Genomic DNA, 26,211 nt, shown 5'->3' with positions numbered 1-26,211 from the left:
GATTTTCATTTTTCAGAATTAAAATTTACGCAATCAAACCTCATAGGTTTTTAAAACCTATGAGGTTTACCAAAAAATTAAATATTCGTAGTTAATCATCATTTATAAAAAACATGAAAGAAAAAGAAAGACTGTCCGACGTTACATGGAAAAAATGGGGACCTTATGTCAGCAACCGAGAATGGGGTTTGGTGCGCGAAGATTACAGTGCAGATGGTGATGCATGGAACTACACCAATCACGACATTGCGGAAGCCAAAACCTATCGTTGGGGCGAAGAAGGAATCTGCGGTATCTGCGATGACCTTCAGAAACTTGTTTTTTCAGTCGGATTCTGGAACAAAAAAGATAAAATGGTGAAAGAACGCTTCTTTGGCCTATCAAACGGTCAGGGAAACCATGGTGAAGATGTGAAAGAATATTTTTATTATCTCGACTCTACGCCTACGCATTCTTATATGAAAATGCTGTATAAGTATCCTCAAAATGCATTTCCCTACGAAGATCTCATAAAAACCAATGCAGAAAGAGGAAAAGAAGATCCCGAATACGAATTAATCGATACCGGAATTTTCGACCAAAACGAATACTTTGATATTTTTATTGAATACGCCAAAGAAAGTCAGAACGATATTCTGGTAAAACTAACGGTCGTCAATAAATCAGAACAAGAAGCTCCGTTAATCATTCTTCCTACAGTCTGGTTCAGAAATACATGGAATTGGGGATATAATAATTACAAACCACAGATGAATTCTGAAAATTCAGATTGCATCAGGATTAATCATCATGATTTAGAAATCAAAAATGTATACGCAGGAAATGCTCAGAAAGTATTATTCTGCGATAACGAAACGAATAATGAAAGACTTTATCAGTCTCAGAACCAGTCAAAATATACAAAAGACGGAATCAACGATTTTATCATCAACGGAAATTCCCAGTCCGTAAACCCAAAAGATTTCGGAACAAAAGCATCCTTTCTCATCGACGAAAATTTTAAGCCAAAAGAAACAAAAACGTTTGAATTCAGACTTTCGGATCAGGATTTAAAACAGCCTTTTCAGGATTTTGAGAAAATTTTCGTTTCAAGACAGAAAGAAGCAGACGAATTTTATAAAGACATTCAGTGCGGAATAAAAACAGAAGACGAAAAACTGGTTCAGCGACAGGCTTTTGCAGGAATGCTCTGGAACAAAATGTTCTATCATTACAATGTGGAACGTTGGCTGAAAGGAGATCCTTCACAGTTTCCACCGCCAAAATCCCGTGAACACATCAGAAATTCTGAATGGAAGCACCTCAACAACGAGCATATTATTTCCATGCCCGACAAATGGGAATATCCGTGGTACGCAACGTGGGATCTTGCTTTTCATACCATCAGTTTTTCATTAATTGATCCCGATTTTGCAAAACATCAGCTCAAACTGTTTCTTTTTGAGTGGTATATGCATCCAAACGGACAGCTTCCGGCTTATGAATGGGATTTTAGTGATGTAAATCCTCCCGTTCATGCATGGGCAGTTTTCAGGGTTTTTAAAATTGATGAATATCTGAAAGGAAATCCTGATCTGCAATTTCTGGAAAGTGCTTTTCAGAAACTCCTGATGAATTTCACATGGTGGGTCAATAAAAAAGATAACAACGGGAATAATATTTTCGAAGGAGGATTTTTAGGTCTCGACAACATCGGCGTTTTCGACCGGAATATGCCACTTCCAAACGGAGAACATCTTGAGCAATCCGACGGAACGAGCTGGATGGCAATGTTTGCTTTAAATATGATGAGAATTGCTCTGGAACTTGCTTTGTATAACAATGTGTATGAAGAAATGGCGATGAAGTTTTTTGAGCATTTTCTGGCAATTGCCAATTCTCTGGACAACATGGGAGAAGAATGTTTCAGTTTGTGGGATGAAGAAGATGAATTCTTTTATGATGCCATTGCTTCGAGCGATGGAGGTCATATGTATCTGAAATTAAGAACAATTGTGGGACTTATTCCTATGTTTGCCGTGGAGATTATTGATGATGAAATGATTGAGAAGCTTCCGAATTTTAAGAAAAGAATGACCTGGGTTCTGGAAAATAAACCTGAACTGGCTGCTTTGGTTTCTCATTGGGAAGTAAAAGGTGATGAATCCAAACATTTGCTTTCTCTTTTAAGAGGTCATCGTTTAAAGAGATTATTAAGCAGAATGCTCGATCCGGATCAGTTTTTAAGCGAATTCGGCGTTCGTGCGCTGTCAAAAGAATATGAAGACAATCCGTTTACCCTAAATCTCAACGGAACAGATTATAAGGTAAAATATACTCCCGCAGAAAGCGACAGCGGACTTTTCGGAGGAAACAGCAATTGGCGTGGTCCGATCTGGTTTCCGATTAATTTTTTAATTATTGAAAGTCTGCAACGTTTCTTTTTCTATTACAGTCCCGATTTTTTGGTAGAATATCCTACCGGAAGCGGAAACTATTCTAATCTTGATGAAATTGCAGAGGCTTTAAGCAGAAGACTGTCTTCATTATTTTTGAAGGATGAACATGGAAACCGTCCATTTAATTCCCAATACCCCAGATTTCAGACCGATCCGGATTTTAAAGATTATATTTTATTCTATGAATATTTTCACGGAGATACCGGTCGTGGGGTGGGAGCATCGCATCAGACAGGCTGGACAGGACTTATTGCCAAAATTTTAATGCCAAGATTTTCACGGAAAAATATTGCAGAATCTGAGACTGAAACACCGAAAAATGTGGAATTTTAAATCAATAATATCTTACTTAACGCCAATTCTCAGGTGTTAATCATTCAAATATCTGTTGAATAACTTCCAGAGAAGCCGGAATTTTAAAATCGGTGATATGGTAATGATAGTACACGAGTAAGCTGTCTAAAAAGTCTTTCCTGAAATTGGAATGTATTTTAATGCCGTAAGGATTTTCAGCAGAAAGAATTCTTTTCCAGATGGCTGAAACTTCTTCTGTAAACAGTTGGTGCATTATTTCATGGGTAAAAGTTCCTGTTTCAGGATCAAGAAATTTTCCTTCGTTCAATAATGGTGCAACGCCCTGAATTTTTAGAATTTTAATTAAAAAAATAAGATGCGACTGATAGTTGCGGCTTTCCAGCTCATCCGTAAATTCTTCAAGACAGAAAAAAATATGATGATTTTTGTTTTCATGTCTTAAATTCTGATTTAAAAAATCTGAAATAAAAAACACAACCGTATTACAGCGAATATCCGTATAAATATCGTTGCTTTTAATCATTTCAAATTTTGAAATCGTCTGGATTCCGTTTCCTTTTACAGGATTTACAGAGAAATTAAGCTTGCTTAATGGCAGAAGAAGGGCTTTTTTCTTATTTTTCTTAGCATATATTCCTTTCAAAAAATAAGACTGAAACCCGTCTTCTTCAGTGAAACAATGCAAAACCGCATCATTTTCACCATATTTTATATAAGATAATAAAAATCCGCTTTGTGAATTCATTAATTTACGACAGCAATCTTCGCTGTAGCTTTATCGGAGCCGTCTTCATTGGTCATTAATACGAAATATACTCCCGAAGCAACTCTTGTTCCTCTCTGGTTATTGAGATCCCACTCATAATATCCACCTCTTGCCACTGCGGAATGTACAACGTTTCCGGCAGCATCAGCAATTCGGATGTTGGTAACTTCTGCCAAACCTTTAATAGTAACTTTTCCTTTAAAATTAGAATAAACTACAGGGTTTGGATATACCAGAACGTTTCCGAAATTTGATGTTACATCGGCAACATCTCCCTGATACGTCACAATTCCATCATAAGAAACAAAATATACTTTTCCTGTTTTTTTATCAACTTTAATGTCCGTAATGGTATTTGTTGGAAGTGGAGAGTTTTCTTTGGTAAAATGTTTAATGGTCTGCTGTCCGTCTGCGGAAAGATAATACACTCCGCCGCCGTCAACAGAAACCCACTTATGATCTCCCGCATCCACTTCGATCTGTAAAATCTGCCCGTCTCTGAAAAGTTCTTCACCCAATCCGTTCTGTTCAATAATGATAGGTTCCATATTTGCTGTAGAAGGGGTTTTTATTGTTGAAACGGCGTTAGATAAAATTCTTAATCCCACATCTGTACCAATCCATGCGTCTCCCGATTTATCGATAACTACAGAAATCGTTCCATTGGCTGTGGTTGGGAAACCATTGGGCTGGGTTAAAATATAGGCGGTGTCGTCCGATGTACTTTGCGTTTTCTTTGTATCATACGCTATAAAATTATTTGTTCGCGGAGTAGGAATAAAAAGAAGCCCTTCACTGTAAAGAGCCTTTTGTGCCGCTCCAAATTGAGACGTGGTATTTTTTATGACAAAATCATCTCCTGTTCTGTCATATGCACCGATTGCTGTATAAGGCCCAAGTGCAGCACCATCACCGGAGAAAGCTATAGAAGCAAAAAGATTGTTTGAGTCATCAAAGGTTAAACCGACAGGACGTCTTGTGAAGATATTTGTCGTTCCTAAATCATACCTTTTGACGAAAGTAAAATCCTTGTTTCCTGCATTGTATTTCATTTTATAAATTCCGCGTGATCCATCCGTCATGTAGTTTGCAAAAAATACATCAGTTGGATTTACAGGATCTGCAACAACATCCAATACATTGAATACGGTTGAATTTCCTTTAAAATAAGAAGGATAGATCCAGCTCATCCCGTCAAAATAATAGAATCCTGGATTTTTTGAGTTTATAATTGCTGTGTTAAACCTGTTTTCTCTTCCTCCGGTAGAAACCAAAATCTGATTTTCTCCGTAAAGACTGATTTTATAGGCATAATTCTGATAAGGACCATCCGGTTTGAAGGTATTTCCCCCCTCGTTTTTAATTCCTGAAAAAATTGTTCCGCCATAAACACTGCTTCCTATAGTGGTTGCAGTGTTACATTCCTCACCAAAAGTTACGTTTGCGTTAAAGTTTCCGTTGGTTCCGAATGTATACACTCTGCTGAGATCCGTAACTACAATACTGTTATTAGTTACTACAACATCATGAACATTGGTAAATGACTGTGAAAGGGGAGTAAAAGCTCCTCCGTTATATACATAAGCTGTATTGGCTGAAGAAAAGCTCAGAATCCCTTCTGAATCGATATGCTTGAATGTACCTGTCAATTCTGTAGTCCAGGTTGAAAAGACAGGGAAAGTAGTATTCATTTCATGGCTTCTAAGACCGGTGTTGGTTACAGAAAAAACTTTATTTCCGAAGATCGTGGCTTCATTACTTGCCTGATAGACTCCTCCTGATAAAAAGAATGCAGAATCTTTAAATTCTTTCTTCTTCAAATCGAATATTGAAACACCGTAACCTACAGAAATAACAGCAAGGTCTCCGGTAATTGAGATATGGTTGATTTTTTTGCTTCCGTTATATCCGGTCGCAATAGGAATATCAACAACATACGTAATTCCATCCGGAGTGATGACGTCCAGCGAGCCGTTTTGATAACCTACCAAACCGATTTTGTTCTGCGGATTGTAATCAAAAGCTGAAACTTTAACCTCATGTAAACCGTTTGCTTTAGACAGTTTGGTAATTTCACCAGTAGAAATGGTATAGTAGAAAACCCCGCTTTCTGCTGCTGCAACTATTTTTCCGTTATCTTCTTTCATGGCAAGAACATTATTGTAGGAGAATAAGTCTGCCCATTTTTTTGAAGAAATAGTCTGTGCATGTGCAACTTGCAGGGATGCTAAAATACCAAGAGAGATTAAAGAGAGTTTTTTCATGCTTATGCTATTATGCTGCTGTCTATTACCTGATTGTTCCAGGAAATATGTTTTACATTTTTATTAGTGTCAAAGAAGAAATCTATTCTGCCCAACAGAAGACCTGCCCATCCTACCTGATTTACCAAAACACTTTTGCCTGCTCTGTTGGTAAAAGTCTGTGGTTCCGGTAAGAAAGTATGGGTATGGCCGCCCAGAATAATATCAATATTTTCTGTTTTGGAAGCTAAGATTTTATCACTTATTTTATTAGGTTCGTCTTTATAATCGTAACCGATATGTGAAAGGCAGATCACAAGATCACATTTTTGTTCGTTTTTCAGGAAGTTGGAATAATGTTGGGCAACGTCAACAGGATCGGAGTAAACCGTTTCCCCGTATTGTTTTTTGCCAACCAGTCCGTCCAGTTGAATGCCCACTCCGAAAATTCCTACCTTGATTCCGTTTTTATTGAATATTTTGTATGGAGACGTTTTTCCGTCCAGAACGGTATTTTTAAAATCGTAATTTGAACAGATAAAAGGGAATTTTGCATTGGGTAAAACTTTCAAAAATCCGTTCAGTCCGTTATCAAAATCATGATTTCCCATGGTGGAAGCATCATATTTCATCATGGACATTAATTTAAACTCCAATTCACCGCCGAAAAAGTTGAAATAAGGAGTTCCCTGAAAAATATCTCCGGAATCCAGAAGCAAAACATTGTTTTCCTGATTTCTGATCTGTTGTATTAAACCTGCCCTTCTTGCAAAACCTCCCTGATTGGGATTTTTGGTATAGCTTGCGTCAAAAGGCTCTATTCTGCTGTGCTGATCGTTGGTGTGAAGAATAGTAAGTTTCGTTGCGGACTTTAAATCAAGAATGTTTAATTCTTCCGCCATCATCATATTGGGAGCTAAAGCCATTGCTAAAGTTCCGCTACCTATTGTTTTTAAAAAACTTTTTCTATCCATTACTTTTTACCGATAAAATTTAGACGAACATCTGTATTGGGATCTACTTCAGGAGTTTTCTTAAAATAATCGATAAAAAGATCTCTTAATTTAATTCCTGTCGGGATCATTTCCCCTTTCGAGAAGAATTTCATATTGTCGCCTCCCAAAGCCAGATAATCTGAAGTGGCAATATAATAATCCTGTTCAGGATTTACTGTCTTTCCGTTGATTAAAGTTTTGGTTAGCTGTCCGTTATTGGTTTCTATATATAAATGAGACACAGGATTGTTTACCTGATGTTTTGCATAATAATCAAAAAGTCCCTGAAGATCGCTGCCTTTCATTTTTACGATAATCACTTCATTTTCAAAAGGCATCACTTCAAATACACTTTTCAGTAAAATATCTCCTTTCCCGATCGTGGTACGGATTCCTCCGATGTTGATGAGGGCTGCATCTACATTTTTCTGTAAATTTTTCTTCGCCCAAACATCTGCTCCGTCGAAAGTATAATCTGCTAAAAGATTACCTAAGTTACTGTTATCGCCTTGTTTTGTAAGATCTACATTGGTGTGAGAGATCTTTTGGTTCATCTCTTTATCCAGTTTTTGCTTGTAAGGTTCGATAATTTTTACAAATTCCTCATCATTTTTTAGCTCATTATTAATAGAAATATTTTTCTGGGTATTTATCTCTGCAATCTGCATGGAAGAGGCCGATGAAGCCGTCTTACAAGCCGAAAGGGCAGCCAGAGCAATTCCTAATAACAAGAATTTATTTTTCATACGTCGACAATTATATTATTAAGGTATTGGTAATTATCATTCTATTGTATATTGATAAACAATTTAGATGATAACTCCATTATATCTTTTAGTATATGCAAATATAATTATATGTATAATAAAACATTATTAATTATTAGAAATTCTTCTCACAAATGATTAAATTTGGCAAAAATAATTCTAACAGATGAGCATTTTAAAAGGAGTAGGTGTTGCTTTGGTAACGCCCTTTAATGAAGATTTATCCGTAGATTTCGAAAGTTTAACAAAATTGGTAAACTACAATATCGAAAACGGAACCGGTTATTTAGTTGTTTTGGGAACTACAGCGGAGGCTGCAACGCTTTCTGCTGAGGAAAAGAAACAGGTAATTGAGCATATCATTAAGGTTAATAATAAACGTGTTCCTTTGGTTTTGGGAATCGGCGGAAACAATACTCTTGAAGTAAAGAAACAGATTGAAGAAGCAGATCTATCTGAATTTACTGCAGTACTTTCTGTTTCTCCTTATTACAACAAACCCAATCAGGAAGGGCTTTATCAGCATTATAAAATGTTGGCTTCAACCGGAAAAAATATTATTATCTACAACGTTCCTTCGAGAACAGGACAAAATGTTGAAGCAGAAACAACGCTGCGCTTGGCAAGAGAATTCCCTAATTTATTCCTGATTAAAGAAGCGGCTCCGAATATTCTTCAGTACTTCGATATTTTAAGAAAGAAGCCGGAAGGTTTCAATCTGGTTTCTGGGGATGATGAATATACGCTTCCTGTAACTTTGGCAGGTGGAGCAGGGGTAATTTCTGTAATCGGGCAGGCATATCCTAAAGAATTTTCTACCATGGTTCAGTTGGCTTTTGATAAAAAAGTGGATGAAGCCTACGAAATTCATAACAAGCTGGTTGAGATCACAAGACTGATTTTTGCTGAGGGAAATCCTTGCGGAGTTAAAGTGATTCTTGCAGAAATGGGAATCATCAAAAACTATCTGAGACTTCCTTTAGTAGCTGCTTCAGAAGGGCTTCATGCTAAAATTAAAGCTGAAATGGCAAATATTTAAAAGAAAGTTATTAATCTGCTTTGCAGTGATTTGTATATTTATAACATCATTTTGAAGCGATACCAAAATATCAGGTGAAAGAATCAGTTCTTTCACCTTTTTCAATTTTTAAAATGTAATTAAATGAAATTAACAGAAGCAACAGAAAAAGATATTCCGATGATTCAGGATTTGGCAAGAAGATCCTGGGAAAGTGCATATAAGGGGATTATCTCGAATGAACAGATTAATTATATGTTGGAGAAAATGTATTCAGAAGAGGAAATTTCATCCCATTTAAAGAATCCGGATTATCATTATTTTTTAATTTTTGATGAAAATAATCATTCTTTTGAAGGTTTCATGGGATATGAAAACGGTTACGAAGATGCCACGACAAAGCTCCACAGAATCTATCTGGTTCCGGAAAGTAAAGGAAAAGGTTTTGGAAAAGAAGCCCTGAACTTTTTAAAGAAGAAAATTTCTGAGAGTAATGATAAAAGAATTATTCTGAATGTGAATAAAGATAATAACGCTAAACATTTCTACGAATCTCAGGGATTTAAAGTATTTGATGAGGTGGTTCTGGATATAGGAGACGGTTTTGTAATGGATGATTACCTGATGGAATTCAAGCTTTAAAGAAAAGAAGATTGGAATTTTATAAATCTTAAACATAATTCTATAAAATGTGATTTATTTATTTTTCGCATCTTTGCTGTACCAAATCACCTTCAAAAGTACATTCATATGCTTGGTGCTAAGCTTTATTGGCTTTTTATCAGTATATTTTTTTTCATCCTTAGTGTTTAAATTCCTGTATTTAATAATGCAGGAGTTTTTTATTTATGCAAAAAATAGCAGATTTTTATTATTTCACTTTTAATTGAAATAAAATTTTTATATTTACATTGAAACATTAAAGGATATATAAAAGATGAAAATGTACGTAAAATTTGACTTCAATACCCTCTGTAAAAAGATTCTTGATGAGAAACTTCGGGAGCACGGTCTTAAATACAGGCTTCTGAATTTCGGAGAAGTAGAGTTCTATGAATCTCTTACTCAGGAACAGCACAAGAATTTTAAAAAAAACCTTGAAGATTACGGAATAGAAATAATTGAAAATCAAAAGGCTGCGTTGGTACAAAAAATTAAAGATGCCATTGTAGAACTTATTTCTTCCGAAGAAGGAATCTCTGTAAAAGCTTCCATTTACATTGCCGAAAAACTCAATCACAGCTACGGATATCTTTCGAATCTGTTCTCGGAGATTACGCATACTTCCATTGAAAATTTCCTCATTATCCGCAAAATAGAGTTTGCAAAAGAACTGATCATCAGTAAAAAGCTTAGTTTTACGGAGATCGCTTACCGCTTAAATTATTCCAGTGTAGCACATCTCAGCACACAGTTTAAAAATACAACGGGAATGACACCTTCTCAGTTCCAGAAAATTATTTCGCTGAGGAGAAAATTATCCCATATCAACGAACAATATCTGAAGGCTGTATGACCAAAGATTATCTGAATATAATTCTTGTAGAAGAGGACGAAGGAAAACGAATCTTTTTTGAAAATATATTTTCGGACTCAAAAATTGCCCTTAAAACAAATGCTTTTCACAAGATAAAATGTGTGATGGATTTGTTGGATGAAGAAGATATTTTGATTCCTGAAATGCTCTGGATTAATAAAGATATTATTGTAAAAGACGATTTTGATTTTTTTTCAGTAATACAATCACATATGAAATTTAATGATACTGTAATTGTTATTTATTCGGAAAATTTTAAAAATGACGAAGAAGACGATTTCTTGGTAAAAGGAATTAATGTTATTATGAAACTTCCTGATAATTATACAGATATGAAGAAAAAAGTGAGTGAGATTATCGCTATAAACTGGCAATATCACACTTCGGGATTCAATAAAAATAATTTTATCATGAAAGTGTGAAAAATTTGATTAAATTATTTTGGAATTAAAATTAAATTTTTATATTTGTAATGTAATACTCACACAAAGGTGATAATTAAGTAGAAATACATTGATTATCTCTTGAGAAATTACCAAAATTGGAACACAGATTTATCATATCAAAAAACGATAAATGAAGAATGAAAATTGTTTCAGTTTTTTAAAAAAATTATATAAATCACAATGTTAGTTAAACAAAATGAATTATAATAATTTCCAATTAAAAGCGCAGAAGATCTTTAAACAAAACGGTACAATCATGAAAACTTAGTACTGCCAAAGGAGAATATATCGTTTCATTTTTTCAAATCCTTTGTCAGAAACCTAGTTAGTTTTTATAAATAAGCAATTGGAAACTTAATTCATTTTGTTTTTTTTACATCATTTTTTAAGCTTAAACATCATTACAATTACTATATTCATCACACCACATCACAAAATATTAAGCGAAAGGCTTATGTGAATTTTAAAGAAGTAAAGTAATTTTTCTTCAAATAACAGTTTTATAAGGGGGAACCGCGTGAAGACAAGATCTTTTCGCGGTTTTTTGTTTTCAGGAGATTTTACTCCATTTATTTTTTCCTTTGTAATTTCTCAGATAATCATTTTTAATAATCTGGTTTTCCGGTCTGGATAATAGCGGATCCGCTTCAAGTATTTTTTCTATCGTCTTTTTTGTTGCTTTGATAATGGCAGCATCATTCACAAGATCCAGCCTTTTAAAATCCACAACACCACTTTGCTGAGTCCCCAAAATATCTCCCGGACCGCGAAGCTGCATATCTACCTCAGAAATTTTGAAGCCGTCATTGGTTTCTACCATCGTTTTAATACGCGTTCTGCTGTCTTTAGACAATTTATCCGAAGTCATTAAAATACAATAACTCTGTTCCGCACCACGACCGACACGTCCGCGAAGCTGGTGAAGCTGAGAAAGCCCGAATCTTTCAGAACTTTCAATGACCATAACCGAGGCGTTCGGAACATTTACCCCGACTTCAATTACGGTGGTAGCAACCATAATTTCTGCTTTTCCGGAGGCAAAATAATTCATGGCAGCATCTTTTTCATCCGGTTTCATCTTTCCGTGGAGCATGGCTACGTTATAGTGTGTGAAATTATCCATCACATTTTCCAGACCTTCCATCAGGTTTTTGTAGTCTAAAGTTTCAGATTCTTCAATTAAAGGGTACACAAAATAAACCTGCCGTCCTTTATGGATTTCCTCGCGGCAGAAATTATAAACATAAGCGCGGTCTTTTTCCCTTCTGTGAGCCGTGATGATGGGTTTTCTTCCAACAGGAAGCTCATCGATAACCGAGACATCAAGATCCGAATAAAAACTCATCGCAAGAGTTCTCGGAATCGGCGTTGCTGTCATGACCAGAATATGAGGCGGAATTTTATTTTTTGCCCAAAGTTTTGCTCTTTGTGCCACACCAAACCGATGCTGCTCGTCGATGATTGCCAAGCCGAGATTCTTAAATTTCACTTTATCTTCCAAAACCGCATGAGTTCCCACAAGAATAGAAAGTTCGCCGCTTTCCAGTTCTTCATGAATTTTATTCCGTTCAGATTTTTTTGTAGAACCTGTTAAAAGCCGGATCTTAACTTCTGTCTTTTCTAAAAGTTCCTTAATTCCGTTATAATGTTGCTGAGCAAGAATTTCCGTAGGAGCCATGATGCAGCTCTGGAAACCGTTGTCTTTCGCAATTAGCATCGTTAAAAGAGCAACCATGGTTTTTCCGGAACCTACATCTCCCTGCAAAAGACGGTTCATCTGGATCGGACGTTTCATATCCATCCGGATTTCTTTGAGTACTCTTTTCTGAGCTCCCGTTAAATCAAACGGAAGATGATTTTCATAAAAATCATTAAAATAATCTCCAACGATGGGGAAAGGGTTTCCTGCGGTATGACTTTTGTGGTGAAGTTTTTTCAGCCCGAATCCTAACTGAAAGAAAAATGATTCTTCAAATTTTAAACGGTAATCGGCTTTCTCAAAATGCTCCATATCCTTCGGAAAATGAATATTGAGATAGGTGTGCTGCCTTGATAAAAACTTAAATGCCTTCATCAGATAATCCGGAAAATTCTCATGAATAAGATTCGGGATTTCTTTGCAGACATTTCGTAAAACTACCTGAAAAAATCTTTGATTCAGTCCTCTTTTGGTCAGTTTTTCCGAACTTGGATAAATGGGTCTTAAACGGTTTTCGGAATCTTTCTTTTCTTCAATTTCTATTTCGGGATGCGGCATAGAAAACTGGTTGTTGAAAACATTGATTTTCCCGAAAATAAAAACTTCTTTATTCACAGGAAGCTGTTCTTTCAGCCATTTTGAATACTGAAACCAAACCAGATCCATCGATCCTGTATCATCATTGAATTTCGCAGAAAGCCTTTTGGTTTTTCCGGTCTGTATTTCCTGAATGTTGGTGATTTTCCCTTTCAGTTGCACGTCTGTGGAAACGTCTCCAAGCTGCGAAATTTTATGAACTTTGCTCTTATCCAGATAACGGAGCGGGTAGAAATTCAGGAGATCTTCCACGGTGGAAATTCCCAGAACGCTTTTGATGAGTTTGGCTTTTTCCGGACCGATTCCTTTTACGTATTCTATGGAGGTTTCTAAATTCATTTTTAGGAGCCACGAATTTCGGGAAAAATTAGAAATTAAAAAAGGCTCTCATTGCTGAAAGCCTGTATTTTTATTCTTTTATTTTAGATTTAAATTTTTTCTGATAATCTTCCCACTGCTCCCGCGAACGGATTTTCTTGAAAAGATCTTTAGAAATAAATTCCAGATAAGGTTCTAATTCCTTTGCGGATAATTCTCCCTGCAAAATGGTGATTGGATTACCGCTTTCATCCAGAAAAACCGTACTCGGAACGGCTGCAACATTCATATACTGAGTGAATTCGTGTAAGGAATTTCTTCCTTTCTTATGTTCTGTATTCGGATTAGAAAACTTTCTTCCAAAAATTTCGATCTCCTTTTTATCTTCCGCATTGAATTTTACCGGATAATAACTTTCATTCAGCATATCAGCAATTACCTGATGTCCGTATGTTTTTTTATCCATGATCTTACACGGAGCGCACCAGTCTGCGTAAAAATCGATGAGAATTTTTTTAGGATTTTCTTTCTGTGCTTTCAGTGCTTCTTCAATCGTCATCCATTTTACCTGCGCAAAACTGAAAGTGACTAAAAAGAGTGCTATTAAACTTATAATTTTCTTCATGATTTGGTATTTTTGAAGTAAATGTAAGCATTTACTTCTTTTTATTTTACATCCTGCATTAATTTTTTCACAAGCGGGGAAATCAAAATTAATACCACTCCGGCAATTACCGCGTACAATCCCAATTGTTTATATCCATCGGTATAAGTGATCAAAGCATCATAGTTGGTAGAACCTTCTTTTGCAGTCGCCAAACCTGCCCCGATAATTCCTGCCACGTACTGTCCGTAAGCCGAAGCCAGAAACCACATTCCCATCATCATTCCCTGAAGATTTTTCGTGGAAAGTTTCGTCATGATGGATAATCCGATAGGAGAGAGGCATAGTTCTCCCAGAGTGATAACGAGTAAAGCGATGGTAAAGAAATTAAGAGAGGTAATCCCCTGAAGATTGGCAAAAAGTCTAGTTGCGAACAAAATATAGTATCCTAAACCTAAGAAAATGAATCCCAAACCAAATTTAATAATGGTGTTTGGTTCAATTTTTCTTTTACCCAGCCAAATCCAAAGTAATCCGATTAAAGGAGCTAAAAAGATAATAAAGAATGCACCTCCGGAATTATTAACGCCATTCGGATCCAATCCCAATAAATCTTTATTTAAATTTTTTGCTGCGAAAATGCTTAATGAACCTCCGCTTTGCTCATAAATTCCCCAGAATAAAATGGAAAACAGGATGAACACCAATGCTGCCCAAAGTTTATTACGTTCAGCAGAGGTTACTTTGGTCATTTCATAAAATAAATAGATCAGAGTAAGCGGTCCTATTGTCCACATAAAATAATCCGTATATTCTGTTTTGGCAACCATCACCATGATAATCGGAACAAAGATTAATGACAATGCATATACTCCATATTCCTGCCATTTTGGGATAGGTGAGGACTTTACCTCATTTTCAGGATGACCGGGCTGAAGTCCGATCGTTCCTAAGCTTCTCTGGGTAAAAACAAAATTAATTAAACTGATAACCATTACAAAAGCGGCTAATCCAAAAGCTATATTCCATTGAAATTCTGAAGGAATTAATCCTTTTCCTAATTGCCATGCTCCTAACTCTATATATCCAACCTTACCAATTGAAATACATGTATATCCGCCTAATAATGCACCTAAATTGATTCCTGCATAAAATAATGAAAAACCTGCATCAGCTCTTTCATCATTTGGTTTGTATAGCTGACCGACCATTGATGAAATGTTGGGTTTAAAGAACCCTGTTCCCACTACAGTAAACGCGATTCCCAGAAAGAAAAACTTATGAGGATCTGTTGCAAGAATTAAACTTCCGACAATCATTAAAAGTCCACCCCAAAACAAAGATTTTCTGAAACCTAAAATTTTATCTGCAAATAAACCTCCGATAAAGGTAAAAGCATAGACGAAAGCCTGCGTTGCACCATATTGAAGATTGGCTTCACTTTCATGAAAATTAAGCTGCGAGATCATGAAAAAGACAAGCATTCCTCTCATTCCGTAGAAGCAGAAGCGTTCCCACATTTCGGAAAAGAAAAGGCTCCAGATCTGTTTTGGATATTTCCCTTTAAAATTTTGTATTTCGTCTAAAGTTAAACTCATAATTGTTTATATGATTAAATTTTAATTATATTTTCAGTCTATGTAATCCATCACAGTGACGTCTCAACGGATGAACATACTAAAATATAAAAAACCTCCGACTTAGCGGAGGTTTTTAATTTATTTTATTTGATGCAGATTAGTTTACACCGTGCATCATTTTCTTTAAGATTGGTGAAATTAATGCTAAAATTACAGCTGCGATACCACAAAGAACAACGAATACCATGAAGAATTCAAATAAGTTGTGGATCTCAAATCCTACAAAAGTCGGATTTGCCAACGGCAACTGTGCCTTTTCGAAAGCAGCTACCTGATCTGCATTTAACGTTACTTTTTTATCTAAAACATCCTGAAGATTAATTCCCATTTCCTGTGCTTTAGAGAATTTATCTCCCGTTGCAGGAATCAATGCTCCCAAAGAACCTGCTAAAGCATAACCTGCTGCATTGGAAATAAAGAATACTCCGTATAATAAGGATGCAAATCTTTTTGGAGCCAGTTTACCTACCAAAGACAATCCGATTGGAGATAAACAAAGTTCACCACAAGTCTGAATGAAATAAAGTAACATTAACCATTTGATTGCCAATAATCCTGAGTTTCCTAAATCTTTTACGTTATGTGCAATGATGAAGTAACTTAATGCGATCAGAGCAAGTCCCATTGCCTGCTTCATCGGGGAAACCGGTTCTTTTCCTTTAGCTCTTAATTTGTCCCAGATCAAACTGAAAGGAACCGCCAAAGCAACAACGAAAATACCGTTGAAAATCTGTACCATTGAAGGAGGCATATTCCAACCTAAGATGTTTCTGTCGGTTTGATTATCAGCGATAAATGTTAATGAAGATCCGGCCTGTTCGAAAGCAGCCCAGAAGAAAATAATGAAGAATGACACGATATAGATTACCCAGATTCTCTGTCTTTCTACTTTATTTTCGGCAGAACTCATGATCAGGAATGCAAGAGAAATCCCTGCTGCATAAATGAAAGGATAAATAATTCCTTTAATAAGCTGTCCCATTTCTACGGCATTAAACCCGAATTCTCCTACCAAAAGATATCTGAAAGCAAAGAAAAGAATAACGAATAATCCTCCTGTAATTCCTAAAGCGGATCCTGAGAATTTAGCAGTCTGCGTTTCTCCTTCTTCAAAATCTGCGCTTGTATTGTTTTTCGGAAGTCCACCGATAGGTCTTCCTTCCGGTGTAACTACATATTTGTTTTTAAGAATAAAGAAAGTAATGGTACCAATTACCATTGCAATGGAAGCGGCTAAGAATCCCCATTTGAAGGCGAAAATATCTCTTACACCGGTTGTCGCATCTTTTACGTCTCCTACATATGGACAGATAAACTGTCCTAAGAATGCTCCAATGTTGATTCCCATATAGAAAATCGTGAAAGCAGAGTCCAGTTTTGATTTTTCCTGTTTCGGATAAAGGCTTCCTACCATCGAAGAAATATTCGGTTTGAAAAATCCGTTACCGAAAATGATGATGAAAAGAGCAAGCCACATAAACATTTTTGCACTGTCTAAGCTTCCTGAAAAGGTAGAAGCACTAATGAAAAGCAAAAACTGGCCAATTGCCATTAATGTTCCTCCGATAAGAATTGCGTTTCTGTTACCGATATATTTGTCGGCGATGAAACCTCCCAAAAGCGGAGTAAGATAACATAAAGCTAAAAATCCACCATAGATGATTGCTGCATCAGCTTCTTTTATCAATAAGGAATTTACCATGAAGAGCGTTAATAAAGCTCTCATTCCATAAAAGTTGAAACGCTCCCACATTTCTGTTCCGAAAAGAACCCATAACCCTTTCGGATGTCTGGAATTCTTGTTCTCTACAAATTCATCCGGTTTCGGACTCAATGCTTCAGTATTATCCATTTTTATTGTTAATTTTTGTTAAGACTGACAAATATAGTTTTTTTTGTGTTTTCAGCAAGGTTTTAATTTTATATTTAAATAAAAAAGCCGCAGAATAATTCCGCAGCTTGCTTTTCTGTATTGTGAACAGGGATTAATGCCCTTTTTCTTTCATGATTTTGTTTAGTCTTTTCAGCATGGATAAACCTAAAAGGGTTGCAAAGATCAGTAAAGCAAAGTTCACTAAAAAGTAATTCATTTTATTGTCGTAATTATACCATGTACTGGCTAAAATTCCTGAAAGTTTGTTTCCTACGGAGTTGGCAAGGAAAAATCCGCCCATCATCAATGCTGTAATTCTTGCAGGAGAAAGTTTGGAAACGAAGGATAATCCCATGGGTGAAAGACATAATTCTCCTACGGTAATGACTCCGTAACTTGCAACCAGCCACCACGGCGAAACTTTTACGGCTCCGTTATCTCCTGCCCAGACTGCCAAAACCATAACCAGACAAGATAATCCTGAAATGAAAAGTCCCAAAACAATTTTTGTAGGCGTTAAAGGCTCTTTTCCTTTTCGTCTTAATAATGCCCAGAAACCAACCACAACAGGCGTTAAAGCGATTACCCAAAACGGATTGATGGACTGAAACAATTCTGTATTGTAAAGATAGGTTTTCGCCTGAGGATTTTTCTCCAGTTCTACTCGTTGCTCGGGAGAAATATTTTTAAAATAAACATCTTTTCCCTGAACTTTTATTGTGTTCCCATCCTTATCTTTCTGAGACTGAAACTGTTCGTCGTAAACAGGAACTTCTTTGTCTTCATAACTTTTTCCGTCTACCATGTAAATGCTTTCCAAAGGTTTTTCCATGGAGGCAGGTACACTTCTGTCGGTGTAATAATTTGCCCATCTCGTTAAAGCGGTTCCGTTTTGTTTGAAAACTGCCCAAAAGAACATACTGATGAGGAAAACCGATAATAAGGCTCCGATAGACGATTTTTCGTCCGGTTTTGCCTTAAAATAAAGGGAAGCATAGAAGTAAATAACAGGAATGCAGGCAAAAATAAATGCATCTGTATTGTCGCTTCCGAAAATATTTCCGGGAATGATCCAGCCGATTGCACCTGCAATAATAGCAGGTAAAAAGACCTTCATTAATATTTCAGAAAGTTTGGTATCTCCTTCCTGAACAGGCTTCATCTGAGCGGCATGAATGTAGTGTTTTCTTCCGATGGTAAAGATAATTAATCCGACTAGCATTCCGACTCCGGCAGTGATGAAGGCTTCACCCCAACCGAATTTGTTTCGCATAAAAGCCGCAATAATGTTGCAGATAAATGCGCCGATGTTGATTCCCATGTAAAAAATATTGTATCCGGAATCTTTATTGGCTTTATAAGGTTCTTCGGAATATAGATTTCCAAGCAAAGTAGAAATAGTAGGTTTAAAGAAACCGTTTCCGATGATAATGAGCGCTAAAGAAGAATAAAATAAAGTAAGATCTTTAAAAATCCCCATTCCGATATATCCTGCAGCCATCAGAACGCCTCCGATATAAATGGATTTGATGTATCCTAAAACTCTGTCCGCAAGAAATCCTCCGATAAAAGGAGTTAAATACGTTAAAGCAATATAGGTTCCGAAAATATCGTCTGCGGTTTTGTCGGGAAGTCCGAGACCGCCTTTTGCTCCGGTAGGTTCAATTACATACAATACAAAAATTCCGAGGATAAGATAGTACCCGAAACGCTCCCACATTTCCGTAAAGAAGAGGAAAGGCAATCCTTTAGGATGTTTAGTCTTCATAGTTTACAAATTTCAAATTTCACAAATATAGAATTTTAAAAATAATAATCGAATTTTATTAACTTTGATGGAAATAAAGATGAAGAAAATGGAAATTACGTTAAAAGATTTAGAAGACAATATCAGAACACTTCCTGAAAATTTTTATGAAGAGGTGAATGATTTTATTGATTTTTTGAAGACAAAATATAACAGAACAGATGAAAATGATTGGTCGGGAATAATATCCGAGCCTCAAAGAGAATCAATAAAAAAAGGAGTTGATGACATAGAAAACGACAGAACTTTAAGTCATGAATCTGCTCAGAAGAAAATCAAAGATTATATTGCTTCAAAGAAATAATAATGGAAATTATTTGGTCTGAAGAAACTTTAAAGAATTATTTAAAGGTAATTGATTATTTGTTTGAAAACTGGACAATTAAAGAAATCGAAAGATTTGAAAATCATTTTAATAGATTGATTGATAATCTGAAAAGTAATGCTGCGATTTGCCCAAAATCTAAGATACTTAATTTAAGAAAATGTATGATTGATGAAAACAATTCTTTAATCTATCAGGAAATAAACAATAAAATTTTCCTTGTAACGATTATTGATAACCGAAGTTTTCATTTTTATTAATTTAATAAACCGAATATGAATACAGTATTTCATTTATCCTCTGCGGATGAAATTAATGAAGATTTAATTAAAAGTATAAAAGCTGCATTTAAAAACAAGCCAATATCAGTAACTATTGAGGAAGACTTCTCCATTCCTAATTGGCAGAAGGAGGAAGTAAAAAGAAGAGCTCAATATGCAAAAGAAAATCCGGAATCCCTTTTGGATTTTGACGACTTTATTGAAAGTTTTGAGAAAAAAATATTTGATGAAGAAAGCTAAAATTGTTATCTCTAAAAATGCGAATTTTGATTTAAAAGAAATTTCGGATTGGTATAATAGGCTAAATAAGAAATTAATTTGGATATTTTTAAAAGATTTTAAAGAAAAAGTAAAATATATTTCTGAAAACCCTCTTGCTTGTGAAACTAGGTATGAAAATTATAGGATAGCATTTTTAAAGAAATTTCCCTTTGGAATTCATTATTCTTACAACGCAGAAGAAAATATAATTGAAATATACTCAGTTTTTCATACCTCCAGAAATACAAAACAATTAGAAGACAGAAAATAAAAATCCGAATCTAAACTTTAGATCCGGATTTTTTATGCTTAAATTTTCGAATTATAAATTCTCCAAAATAAAATCAGTCATTTTCTGATACAGTTGTGGTCTTGTCTGTCCGCCATAAATTCCGTGGTTTTTATCCGGATAAGCCATAAAATCAAACTGTTTTTTGTTCTGGATCAAAGCTTCCGAGAATTCCATTGAATTTTGGAAATGTACATTATCATCGGCAGTTCCGTGAATTAATAAGAATTTCCCTTTCAATAAATTCGCATATTCAGTCGGTGAATTTTTATCGTATCCGTCCGGATTTTCCTGTGGTGTTCTCATGAATCTTTCCGTGTAAACAGAATCATAATATCTCCAGTTCGTTACCGGCGCCACTGCGATTCCCATTTTGAAAACATCGGCTCCTTTTGTCATTGCCAGACTCGTCATATACCCTCCGAAACTCCATCCGAACATTCCGATTCTGGATTTATCAATGTATGATTGATTTCCGAACCATTTTGCTGCCGCAATCTGATCTTCAATTTCATATTTCCCTAAATTCATGTACGTTACTTTCTTGAATTTAGCGCCTTTATAACCTGTTCCGCGTCCGTCGACACAAGCTACGATATATCCTTTCTGAGCAAGCATTTCAAACCAGATTCCGTTTCCGTTATCCCATGAATTGGCAACCTGCTGAGAACCGGGACCAGAATACTGGAACATAAACAATGGATATTTTTTGTTTTTATCAAAGTTTTTAGGCTTGATGATCCATGCATTCATCTGATCTCCCGCTTCATTCGGAATCGTAATAAATTCTTTTTCTACGAAATTATCAGCTTTTAATTTCTGTAGCTGAGCTTCATTATTCTGAAGTTCTTTTACCGTTTTACCGTTTCCGTCCTTTAAAACATAAATATAAGGTTTTGCAGCCGTAGATGAGGTTTCGATGAAATAATTATAGTTTTTGCTGAAATTGGCAGAATTATTTCCTTCCGCATTTGAAATCAACTGGGATTTTCCGTTTTCGATATTTACTTTGGAAACTACTTTGTTGATGCTTCCTTTTTCTGTGGTCTGAATGTAGATCTCCTTTGATTTTGGATTAAATCCGTAATAATCTGTTACTTCCCAGTTTCCTTTCGTAACCTGTTTTTTCAGTTTACCATCTTTGTCGTACCAGTATAAATGGCGGTTACCGTCTCTTTCGGAGCCCCAAAGGAAAGAATTGTCCTCTAAAAATTCCAGAGTCGGGCTGTCTGTATCGATCCATTTTTCATCGGTTTCGGTGAATAATTTCTGTACAGCTCCTGTTTTTGTATTTACTTTTAAAACATCAGAAGCGTTCTGAATTCTGTCTGAAGTAATTAAAACAATTTCGTCCGGTTTTGCCGTCTGAATTACATTCGGAATATAATAATGCTTGAAACTGTCTAAATTAACGGTTGTCTTTTTACCGTCACTCAACTGATAAATATGTGCTGAAGCAACAGAGTTTTTTTCTCCTGCTTTTGGATATTTGTAACGCATTTCGCTTGGATAAAGCGTTTTTCCATAAATCGGAATATAGATTTCCGGAACTTCCGTTTCGTCTAATTTTACGAAAAGAATCGCATCCGAGTTTTTTGTCCATTCGTACAGTCTTGCGTGTCCGAATTCTTCTTCATAAACCCAGTCTGCAAGTCCGTTTAAAATTTTATTTTTAACACCATGCTGAGTAATCTGTGTGATTTTTCCTGAGTTCAGATCCTGATAAAACAGATTATTATCTGCAATGAAAGCCACTTTTGTAGCATCCGGTGAGAATCTTGGCTCCTGAACAAATTTTCCTTCATTAAGACTTACTGTTTTTCCGGATTTCAGATCTTTTACTTCATATTTTCCTAAAAACGAATGTCTGTAAATCGGTTCACTGTCTTTCAGTAACAAAATTTTAGATTCATCATCAGAAAATTCATAGCTCTGGAACTGTCCATCCACAAGGTTTCCTTCTTTTTGAGAAGTTTTGTAAGAATATTTTGCAATTCCTCCCTGTTCGATAACCAGATAATTTTCACCGTTTTTCATGGAGGTAATTCCGGCAATGCCTTTTCCGCGGTAATATCCTGAATATATTTTATCTAAAGTAATTTCCTGAGCGGATAAACTTTGAAATGCCACAGCAACTGTAAGCGTTAGTAAGAATTTTTTCATTTCTAATTTTAAAAGATTTCAAATTTAATAATTCTTTACTAAGATGACAATATAAAAGAAACTAACATGAATTTTTATAATATTAATAATTTTTTTATTATTAATTATTCACAGAATAAATTATTTCATTAATCATTTTTTGTTAAAAGTTACCACATAAAGTATTATTTTTGTGAAAAACTGAGATATAAATGAAATTTTCCCTTATTGAGAACAAAATTTATTTTGTTCTCATACCCATTATGCTTACATTAAAAATGCAGGCACAAGTATCGTCTTCTTCAGAGATTGATGAAATACAGAAAAATATCCTTATAACAGAAAATAATTCAGAAGATTTTAGAAATAGAATTATTCTTCAGAAAAGTAGTATCGATAAATCCCGAAAGATTAATTATTTGAAAGGTGAAATTACCGGTTATCTCAATTTAGCTGAGATGTATCAAGAAATTAACAGACCGAAAGAATGTTTTTATTTTTTAAATAAAGCTGAAGAAAAACTGAAATATTTTAACAGCGCCGAATTACAGGCAAAGCTGAATCTTCTCTACGGAACCTATTATCATGGTGTTCAGCTTTATCAGCAGGCTATCAAAAAATTTAATCAGTCATTAAATTATGTTTATAAGATTGATGATGAAAATCTGCAAAATAAATTCAGATACAGTATTTATGAAGGCAAAAGATCAAGTTTTGAGTCTTTAAACCAAATGGATTCGGTATATAATAATGAAAGAAAATGTATGATCTCGCCGATGCTGTATGTAACAATAGCAAACAGACATCTGAAAAAAGGCTATGTGGATTCTGCAAAGTATTTTATTGATAAGGCTAATAAAATGTCTTTGGCTAAAGATGCTTCCAACAAAGATAAATCCATTGTATTGCAGGCCTACGGAAAGGTATACATCAAGAAAGGAGAAAATAAAAAAGCCTTAAAATATCTTTTTCAATCTCTTGAGCTTACTAAAAATAAAAATTTCTATAAAGTAGATTTGGAAACATATAAGCTTTTGTATGAAGCATATGGAAATCTGGATAATCTTCAAAAAGAAAATGAGTATATGGGAAAGTATACTGCATTGAATGACAGCTTGATTTTGGCAGAAAAAAAACAATCTTATCTTCCTTTGGAAGAACTGGAAAAACGCCTCAGCGATCAGAATGAGCAGAATAAAAAGAATAGATACAGTTTTTATTATATTATTGCTGCCATTATTGCCATAAGTACAATTACTATTCTCATACTGACAAAGATTTTTACAAAAAAAGAAAAGGAAAAAAATAACATTATCGATCAAAAGCTTAACGAGACAGATGATTTAAAGAAAAAACTTGCTGTACCAATTGAAGATGTTGTACATCTCGCCATAGATGATGATCCTTGCTTTTTAATTAAATTTAAAGAACTGTATTCCGATTTTTATAACAATCTTCTGTCAGAATTTCCTCATCTCACAAATAATGATATGAAGTTTCTCGCTTTGATAAAATTAAAGTTTTCCAATAAAGAAATTGCAGAATATGCTCATATTTCGATAAGAACCGTAGAGTCTAAAAAATACAGATTGCGAAAAAAAATTGGTCTCGATCCGGATGTTGATTTTAATAAATGGGTCATCAATAGATAGTATTCCTTTAATTTTTTTTAATTCTTAAATATTTGATTTTCATTTTTTTAGTGTGTTGCAGTGTAAATGCAGTGCTATAGCTTTTTACAAAGTTTATAACTTTACAAAGCAAACTTTTTTTAAAAACACTGAGATAACTTTTAAATTAAAAAACTATGAAGAACAAAACAATTATTATGATTATGATTGGGATTTTACTTCCATTATTATCATTCTCTCAAGTGGGGGTTAATAATGCAAATCCTCAGGGAACTTTTCATGTAGATGGTGCTAAAGATAATCCTGCGCTTGGAGTTCCGTCTGCTTCACAGCAACTCAATGATTTTACAGTTGCCAACGATGGAAAAGTGGGGATAGGAACATCAACACCCAATACGAAATTAACCATTACGACTCCGGATAACAGCTTTGGGATAAATAATACAAACGGAACAATTAGCTTAAGATCATATCTTGGCGGTGGTGCAGCATCGTTTGGTACAACAACACTGCATGATTTCAAATTGCAGACCAACGGTACTTCCAGAATTATGGTAACTTCCAATGGAAATGTGGGAATAAATAACGATCTTCCCACAGAGACACTCGATGTAAAAGGAAACATTTCATTATCTTCGAATGAGGGAGGAGCTTCATCAATAAAATTTTACGAAAATAGTACTAAGGGAGTTAATAAAGTAACTGTAATAGCACCGGATGAATTAATTCTCGATAGAACCTTTACACTGCCAAGTAATGATCCAGTCCCTGGGCAAGTATTGATGGTAGCTGCTGGCGGCAATACAAGGTGGGCACCTATTCTTAGTCCTACTTCTAACTCTTTCGCATCTATAGCTTATAAAACTCCAAATAATGAAAAAGTTGATGTAAATCCACCTGCTAATGCGATTCTCTCTTTAAGATTTTTTCAGAAATTTGACACTACAGTTACCGATCCAAACAATGTTTTTAACGTTACAAACGGGACATACACAGCACCGGTTACCGGAAACTACTTAATAACGGCATACATAGTTCCGAACGCTGCTCCGGCTATAAATACACCCAATTATTATTATCCTGTGAATCTGGAAATTAGGAAGAATTGTACTTCGGGTAATCCAAGCTCAGGTATTAATATAATTGATACTTCTACAATTAGATATGCAACTCCTGATCTTACTTTACGATATACACTGGGATTGAACGGAATGGTCGCTTTAAATGAAGGAGATACTTTAAATTTAGTTGTCTTTCTGAGTGGATTTAATGTAACGAGTGCCGCATTTCCTAATGGAGGACAGTCTTTTCCGCCTGAATTCACTTATTCAACTGGTGTTGCTCATAAGGCCTTCTTTAGTGTAACCGCCCTTTAACTCGAATGATCTTCTGATTCTAAAAATACAAAACTAATCCCTGTAAAACATTCTTTTTTAAGAATGTTTTTTTATATACATAGGGTTTGGCAGAAAATTGGATGTATCCATAACAATCAAATTAAAATATAATTATGGAAACGAATGCTTTTAACCAAAAACTGAACCGATACGAACTGGACGATAAAATAGTATATACAGGATTTTCAAGTTATAAAGACGCACAGGAATGTGCTGATAAAAAAGGAGGGGAACTGGTAGAAGTTGGCTTTAAAGATGGGAATGATAACCCTGAAATCAGTAATGAAGCGGGATTGCTGGAAAAACAGCTGCACTATTTTGTAGATGCGGGAGAGGAATATAAATTTATCCATTCATCAGATCCCGGATTCAGAAAATATGCCGATGAACTGCAGAAAATTAAAGCAAAACTACAGCAGTCTCCACCGGATGAAAGATACATTGCCAATTTTGAAATTGAAAATACAGAAGACCCGATTGTAGTAATTAAAAATGGTCATTTCGAATCGGTAACTTCCAGAGAGCGTTCTAAATATCTGAAGCACGCTCAGGTTTACGAAATCGGAGTTTCTTTACCAAAATCATAAAATATTAATACAATGAGCAAGACAAAATATTCAGAAAAAGCTCAGGACAAAGTAGGAAAAGTAATGCATGAATTCAAGGAAGGAAAACTGAAATCTTCTTCCGGCGAAAAAGTGACGAGCAGAAAACAGGCAGTCGCCATCGGAATTTCTGAAGCGAAACACGAGGGCTTAAAAGTCCCTAAAAAGATAAAAGATTAACCTAAATAAACAAGGCTTGGAAAATTTTTCCGAGCCT

Annotated in this window: 23 protein-coding genes; 13 read left to right on the top strand and 10 right to left on the bottom strand. The window is 35.2% G+C overall.

Going from position 1 to position 26,211, the window contains the following annotated elements:
- Positions 1 to 113: 113 nt before the first annotated feature.
- Entirely contained in the window at positions 114 to 2,771 is a 2,658-nt protein-coding gene (locus tag QWT87_RS17070) for an MGH1-like glycoside hydrolase domain-containing protein (RefSeq protein WP_302717475.1), read from the top strand.
- Between the two features lie 40 nt (positions 2,772 to 2,811).
- On the opposite strand, the gene recO is transcribed toward QWT87_RS17070, so the two are convergent.
- The 4 genes from recO to QWT87_RS17050 are packed head-to-tail and all read right to left on the bottom strand — an operon-like array spanning position 2,812 to position 7,503.
- Positions 2,812 to 3,498 (bottom strand): DNA repair protein RecO, encoded by a 687-nt coding sequence (gene recO, locus QWT87_RS17065; RefSeq protein WP_116098778.1) that lies wholly within the window; start codon positions 3,496 to 3,498, stop codon positions 2,812 to 2,814.
- Positions 3,498 to 5,783, bottom strand: coding sequence for a type IX secretion system anionic LPS delivery protein PorZ (gene porZ / locus QWT87_RS17060; RefSeq protein WP_302717474.1), 2,286 nt, complete (start codon positions 5,781 to 5,783; stop codon positions 3,498 to 3,500). Before porZ ends, recO begins: the two co-directional genes overlap by 1 nt.
- Before the next feature lie 2 nt (positions 5,784 to 5,785).
- Positions 5,786 to 6,736 (bottom strand): bifunctional metallophosphatase/5'-nucleotidase, encoded by a 951-nt coding sequence (locus tag QWT87_RS17055; protein WP_302717473.1) that lies wholly within the window; start codon positions 6,734 to 6,736, stop codon positions 5,786 to 5,788.
- Positions 6,736 to 7,503, bottom strand: a complete 768-nt coding sequence (locus QWT87_RS17050) for a 5'-nucleotidase C-terminal domain-containing protein (RefSeq protein ID WP_302717472.1) — start codon at positions 7,501 to 7,503, stop codon at positions 6,736 to 6,738. The genes QWT87_RS17055 and QWT87_RS17050 overlap by 1 nt, the downstream gene beginning before the upstream one ends.
- Positions 7,504 to 7,690: 187 nt before the next feature.
- On the opposite strand from QWT87_RS17050, the gene dapA reads away from it, so the two are divergent.
- The 4 genes from dapA to QWT87_RS17030 all read left to right on the top strand — a co-directional run bounded on the left by dapA (position 7,691) and on the right by QWT87_RS17030 (position 10,501).
- Positions 7,691 to 8,563: a 4-hydroxy-tetrahydrodipicolinate synthase gene (dapA, locus tag QWT87_RS17045; protein ID WP_288458429.1), complete on the top strand. Its 873-nt coding sequence runs from the start codon at positions 7,691 to 7,693 to the stop codon at positions 8,561 to 8,563.
- Positions 8,564 to 8,686: 123 nt separating this feature from the next.
- Positions 8,687 to 9,184: a GNAT family N-acetyltransferase gene (locus QWT87_RS17040; RefSeq protein ID WP_302717471.1), complete on the top strand. Its 498-nt coding sequence runs from the start codon at positions 8,687 to 8,689 to the stop codon at positions 9,182 to 9,184.
- A gap of 295 nt (positions 9,185 to 9,479) precedes the next feature.
- Positions 9,480 to 10,058, top strand: coding sequence for a helix-turn-helix domain-containing protein (locus tag QWT87_RS17035; protein ID WP_087708992.1), 579 nt, complete (start codon positions 9,480 to 9,482; stop codon positions 10,056 to 10,058).
- Positions 10,055 to 10,501 (top strand): response regulator, encoded by a 447-nt coding sequence (locus tag QWT87_RS17030; RefSeq protein ID WP_302717470.1) that lies wholly within the window; start codon positions 10,055 to 10,057, stop codon positions 10,499 to 10,501. The genes QWT87_RS17035 and QWT87_RS17030 overlap by 4 nt, the downstream gene beginning before the upstream one ends.
- 574 nt (positions 10,502 to 11,075) lie before the next feature.
- Here the strand turns inward: QWT87_RS17030 and recG are convergent.
- The 5 genes from recG to QWT87_RS17005 form a co-directional block, all read right to left on the bottom strand.
- A complete protein-coding gene (gene recG, locus QWT87_RS17025; RefSeq protein ID WP_302717469.1) occupies positions 11,076 to 13,160 on the bottom strand; it encodes an ATP-dependent DNA helicase RecG in 2,085 nt (694 codons plus the stop codon).
- Between the two features lie 70 nt (positions 13,161 to 13,230).
- Positions 13,231 to 13,764: a thioredoxin family protein gene (locus QWT87_RS17020; protein WP_271160572.1), complete on the bottom strand. Its 534-nt coding sequence runs from the start codon at positions 13,762 to 13,764 to the stop codon at positions 13,231 to 13,233.
- Positions 13,765 to 13,805: 41 nt separating this feature from the next.
- Positions 13,806 to 15,341, bottom strand: a complete 1,536-nt coding sequence (locus QWT87_RS17015; RefSeq protein WP_302717468.1) for a peptide MFS transporter — start codon at positions 15,339 to 15,341, stop codon at positions 13,806 to 13,808.
- Between the two features lie 139 nt (positions 15,342 to 15,480).
- On the bottom strand, positions 15,481 to 17,235 hold the full coding sequence (locus tag QWT87_RS17010) for a peptide MFS transporter (protein ID WP_302717467.1): 1,755 nt from the start codon (positions 17,233 to 17,235) through the stop codon (positions 15,481 to 15,483).
- A gap of 133 nt (positions 17,236 to 17,368) precedes the next feature.
- Positions 17,369 to 19,024: a peptide MFS transporter gene (locus tag QWT87_RS17005; protein ID WP_302717466.1), complete on the bottom strand. Its 1,656-nt coding sequence runs from the start codon at positions 19,022 to 19,024 to the stop codon at positions 17,369 to 17,371.
- 88 nt (positions 19,025 to 19,112) lie between these two features.
- Between QWT87_RS17005 and QWT87_RS17000 the strand changes: the two genes are divergently transcribed.
- The 4 genes from QWT87_RS17000 to QWT87_RS16985 are packed head-to-tail and all read left to right on the top strand — an operon-like array spanning position 19,113 to position 20,201.
- Complete coding sequence (locus QWT87_RS17000; protein ID WP_194304464.1) at positions 19,113 to 19,367, top strand: DUF2281 domain-containing protein; 255 nt, start codon at positions 19,113 to 19,115, stop codon at positions 19,365 to 19,367.
- A 2-nt stretch (positions 19,368 to 19,369) separates the two neighbouring features.
- On the top strand, positions 19,370 to 19,648 hold the full coding sequence (locus QWT87_RS16995; RefSeq protein ID WP_302717465.1) for a type II toxin-antitoxin system RelE/ParE family toxin: 279 nt from the start codon (positions 19,370 to 19,372) through the stop codon (positions 19,646 to 19,648).
- 15 nt (positions 19,649 to 19,663) lie between these two features.
- Positions 19,664 to 19,909, top strand: a complete 246-nt coding sequence (locus QWT87_RS16990; protein ID WP_302717464.1) for an addiction module protein — start codon at positions 19,664 to 19,666, stop codon at positions 19,907 to 19,909.
- Positions 19,896 to 20,201 (top strand): type II toxin-antitoxin system RelE/ParE family toxin, encoded by a 306-nt coding sequence (locus QWT87_RS16985; protein ID WP_165763027.1) that lies wholly within the window; start codon positions 19,896 to 19,898, stop codon positions 20,199 to 20,201. The genes QWT87_RS16990 and QWT87_RS16985 overlap by 14 nt, the downstream gene beginning before the upstream one ends.
- A 51-nt stretch (positions 20,202 to 20,252) precedes the next feature.
- On the opposite strand, the gene QWT87_RS16980 is transcribed toward QWT87_RS16985, so the two are convergent.
- The gene (locus QWT87_RS16980; protein ID WP_302717462.1) at positions 20,253 to 22,382 is read right to left on the bottom strand and encodes a S9 family peptidase; all 2,130 of its coding nucleotides are present in this window, start codon (positions 22,380 to 22,382) and stop codon (positions 20,253 to 20,255) included.
- A 257-nt stretch (positions 22,383 to 22,639) separates the two neighbouring features.
- On the opposite strand from QWT87_RS16980, the gene QWT87_RS16975 reads away from it, so the two are divergent.
- The 4 genes from QWT87_RS16975 to QWT87_RS16960 all read left to right on the top strand — a co-directional run bounded on the left by QWT87_RS16975 (position 22,640) and on the right by QWT87_RS16960 (position 26,174).
- Positions 22,640 to 24,013 carry a helix-turn-helix domain-containing protein gene (locus QWT87_RS16975; RefSeq protein WP_302717460.1) on the top strand — a complete coding sequence of 458 codons (1,374 nt, stop codon included), beginning with the start codon at positions 22,640 to 22,642 and terminating at the stop codon, positions 24,011 to 24,013.
- Positions 24,014 to 24,168: 155 nt separating this feature from the next.
- Positions 24,169 to 25,368, top strand: coding sequence for a hypothetical protein (locus tag QWT87_RS16970; RefSeq protein ID WP_302717457.1), 1,200 nt, complete (start codon positions 24,169 to 24,171; stop codon positions 25,366 to 25,368).
- Positions 25,369 to 25,502: 134 nt separating this feature from the next.
- On the top strand, positions 25,503 to 25,976 hold the full coding sequence (locus QWT87_RS16965) for a hypothetical protein (RefSeq protein WP_302717455.1): 474 nt from the start codon (positions 25,503 to 25,505) through the stop codon (positions 25,974 to 25,976).
- 12 nt (positions 25,977 to 25,988) lie between these two features.
- Entirely contained in the window at positions 25,989 to 26,174 is a 186-nt protein-coding gene (locus QWT87_RS16960) for a DUF6496 domain-containing protein (RefSeq protein WP_302717453.1), read from the top strand.
- Positions 26,175 to 26,211 lie beyond the last annotated feature (37 nt).

It is taken from the genome of Chryseobacterium urinae (assembly GCF_030518295.1).
In the GTDB taxonomy this organism is placed as follows: Bacteria; Bacteroidota; Bacteroidia; order Flavobacteriales; family Weeksellaceae; genus Chryseobacterium; species Chryseobacterium mucoviscidosis.
This window is presented reverse-complemented; position numbering and strand designations above follow the sequence as displayed.

Excerpts from the sequence above, each read along its gene's own strand:
- QWT87_RS17070 (WP_302717475.1), top strand. The coding sequence starts at position 114 with ATGAAAGAAAAAGAAAGACTGTCCGACGTTACATGGAAAAAATGGGGA.
- recO (WP_116098778.1), bottom strand. The coding sequence starts at position 3,498 with ATGAATTCACAAAGCGGATTTTTATTATCTTATATAAAATATGGTGAA.
- porZ (WP_302717474.1), bottom strand. The coding sequence starts at position 5,783 with ATGAAAAAACTCTCTTTAATCTCTCTTGGTATTTTAGCATCCCTGCAA.
- QWT87_RS17055 (WP_302717473.1), bottom strand. The coding sequence starts at position 6,736 with ATGGATAGAAAAAGTTTTTTAAAAACAATAGGTAGCGGAACTTTAGCA.
- QWT87_RS17050 (WP_302717472.1), bottom strand. The coding sequence starts at position 7,503 with ATGAAAAATAAATTCTTGTTATTAGGAATTGCTCTGGCTGCCCTTTCG.
- dapA (WP_288458429.1), top strand. The coding sequence starts at position 7,691 with ATGAGCATTTTAAAAGGAGTAGGTGTTGCTTTGGTAACGCCCTTTAAT.
- QWT87_RS17040 (WP_302717471.1), top strand. The coding sequence starts at position 8,687 with ATGAAATTAACAGAAGCAACAGAAAAAGATATTCCGATGATTCAGGAT.
- QWT87_RS17035 (WP_087708992.1), top strand. The coding sequence starts at position 9,480 with ATGAAAATGTACGTAAAATTTGACTTCAATACCCTCTGTAAAAAGATT.
- QWT87_RS17030 (WP_302717470.1), top strand. The coding sequence starts at position 10,055 with ATGACCAAAGATTATCTGAATATAATTCTTGTAGAAGAGGACGAAGGA.
- recG (WP_302717469.1), bottom strand. The coding sequence starts at position 13,160 with ATGAATTTAGAAACCTCCATAGAATACGTAAAAGGAATCGGTCCGGAA.
- QWT87_RS17020 (WP_271160572.1), bottom strand. The coding sequence starts at position 13,764 with ATGAAGAAAATTATAAGTTTAATAGCACTCTTTTTAGTCACTTTCAGT.
- QWT87_RS17015 (WP_302717468.1), bottom strand. The coding sequence starts at position 15,341 with ATGAGTTTAACTTTAGACGAAATACAAAATTTTAAAGGGAAATATCCA.
- QWT87_RS17010 (WP_302717467.1), bottom strand. The coding sequence starts at position 17,235 with ATGGATAATACTGAAGCATTGAGTCCGAAACCGGATGAATTTGTAGAG.
- QWT87_RS17005 (WP_302717466.1), bottom strand. The coding sequence starts at position 19,024 with ATGAAGACTAAACATCCTAAAGGATTGCCTTTCCTCTTCTTTACGGAA.
- QWT87_RS17000 (WP_194304464.1), top strand. The coding sequence starts at position 19,113 with ATGGAAATTACGTTAAAAGATTTAGAAGACAATATCAGAACACTTCCT.
- QWT87_RS16995 (WP_302717465.1), top strand. The coding sequence starts at position 19,370 with ATGGAAATTATTTGGTCTGAAGAAACTTTAAAGAATTATTTAAAGGTA.
- QWT87_RS16990 (WP_302717464.1), top strand. The coding sequence starts at position 19,664 with ATGAATACAGTATTTCATTTATCCTCTGCGGATGAAATTAATGAAGAT.
- QWT87_RS16985 (WP_165763027.1), top strand. The coding sequence starts at position 19,896 with ATGAAGAAAGCTAAAATTGTTATCTCTAAAAATGCGAATTTTGATTTA.
- QWT87_RS16980 (WP_302717462.1), bottom strand. The coding sequence starts at position 22,382 with ATGAAAAAATTCTTACTAACGCTTACAGTTGCTGTGGCATTTCAAAGT.
- QWT87_RS16975 (WP_302717460.1), top strand. The coding sequence starts at position 22,640 with ATGCAGGCACAAGTATCGTCTTCTTCAGAGATTGATGAAATACAGAAA.
- QWT87_RS16970 (WP_302717457.1), top strand. The coding sequence starts at position 24,169 with ATGAAGAACAAAACAATTATTATGATTATGATTGGGATTTTACTTCCA.
- QWT87_RS16965 (WP_302717455.1), top strand. The coding sequence starts at position 25,503 with ATGGAAACGAATGCTTTTAACCAAAAACTGAACCGATACGAACTGGAC.
- QWT87_RS16960 (WP_302717453.1), top strand. The coding sequence starts at position 25,989 with ATGAGCAAGACAAAATATTCAGAAAAAGCTCAGGACAAAGTAGGAAAA.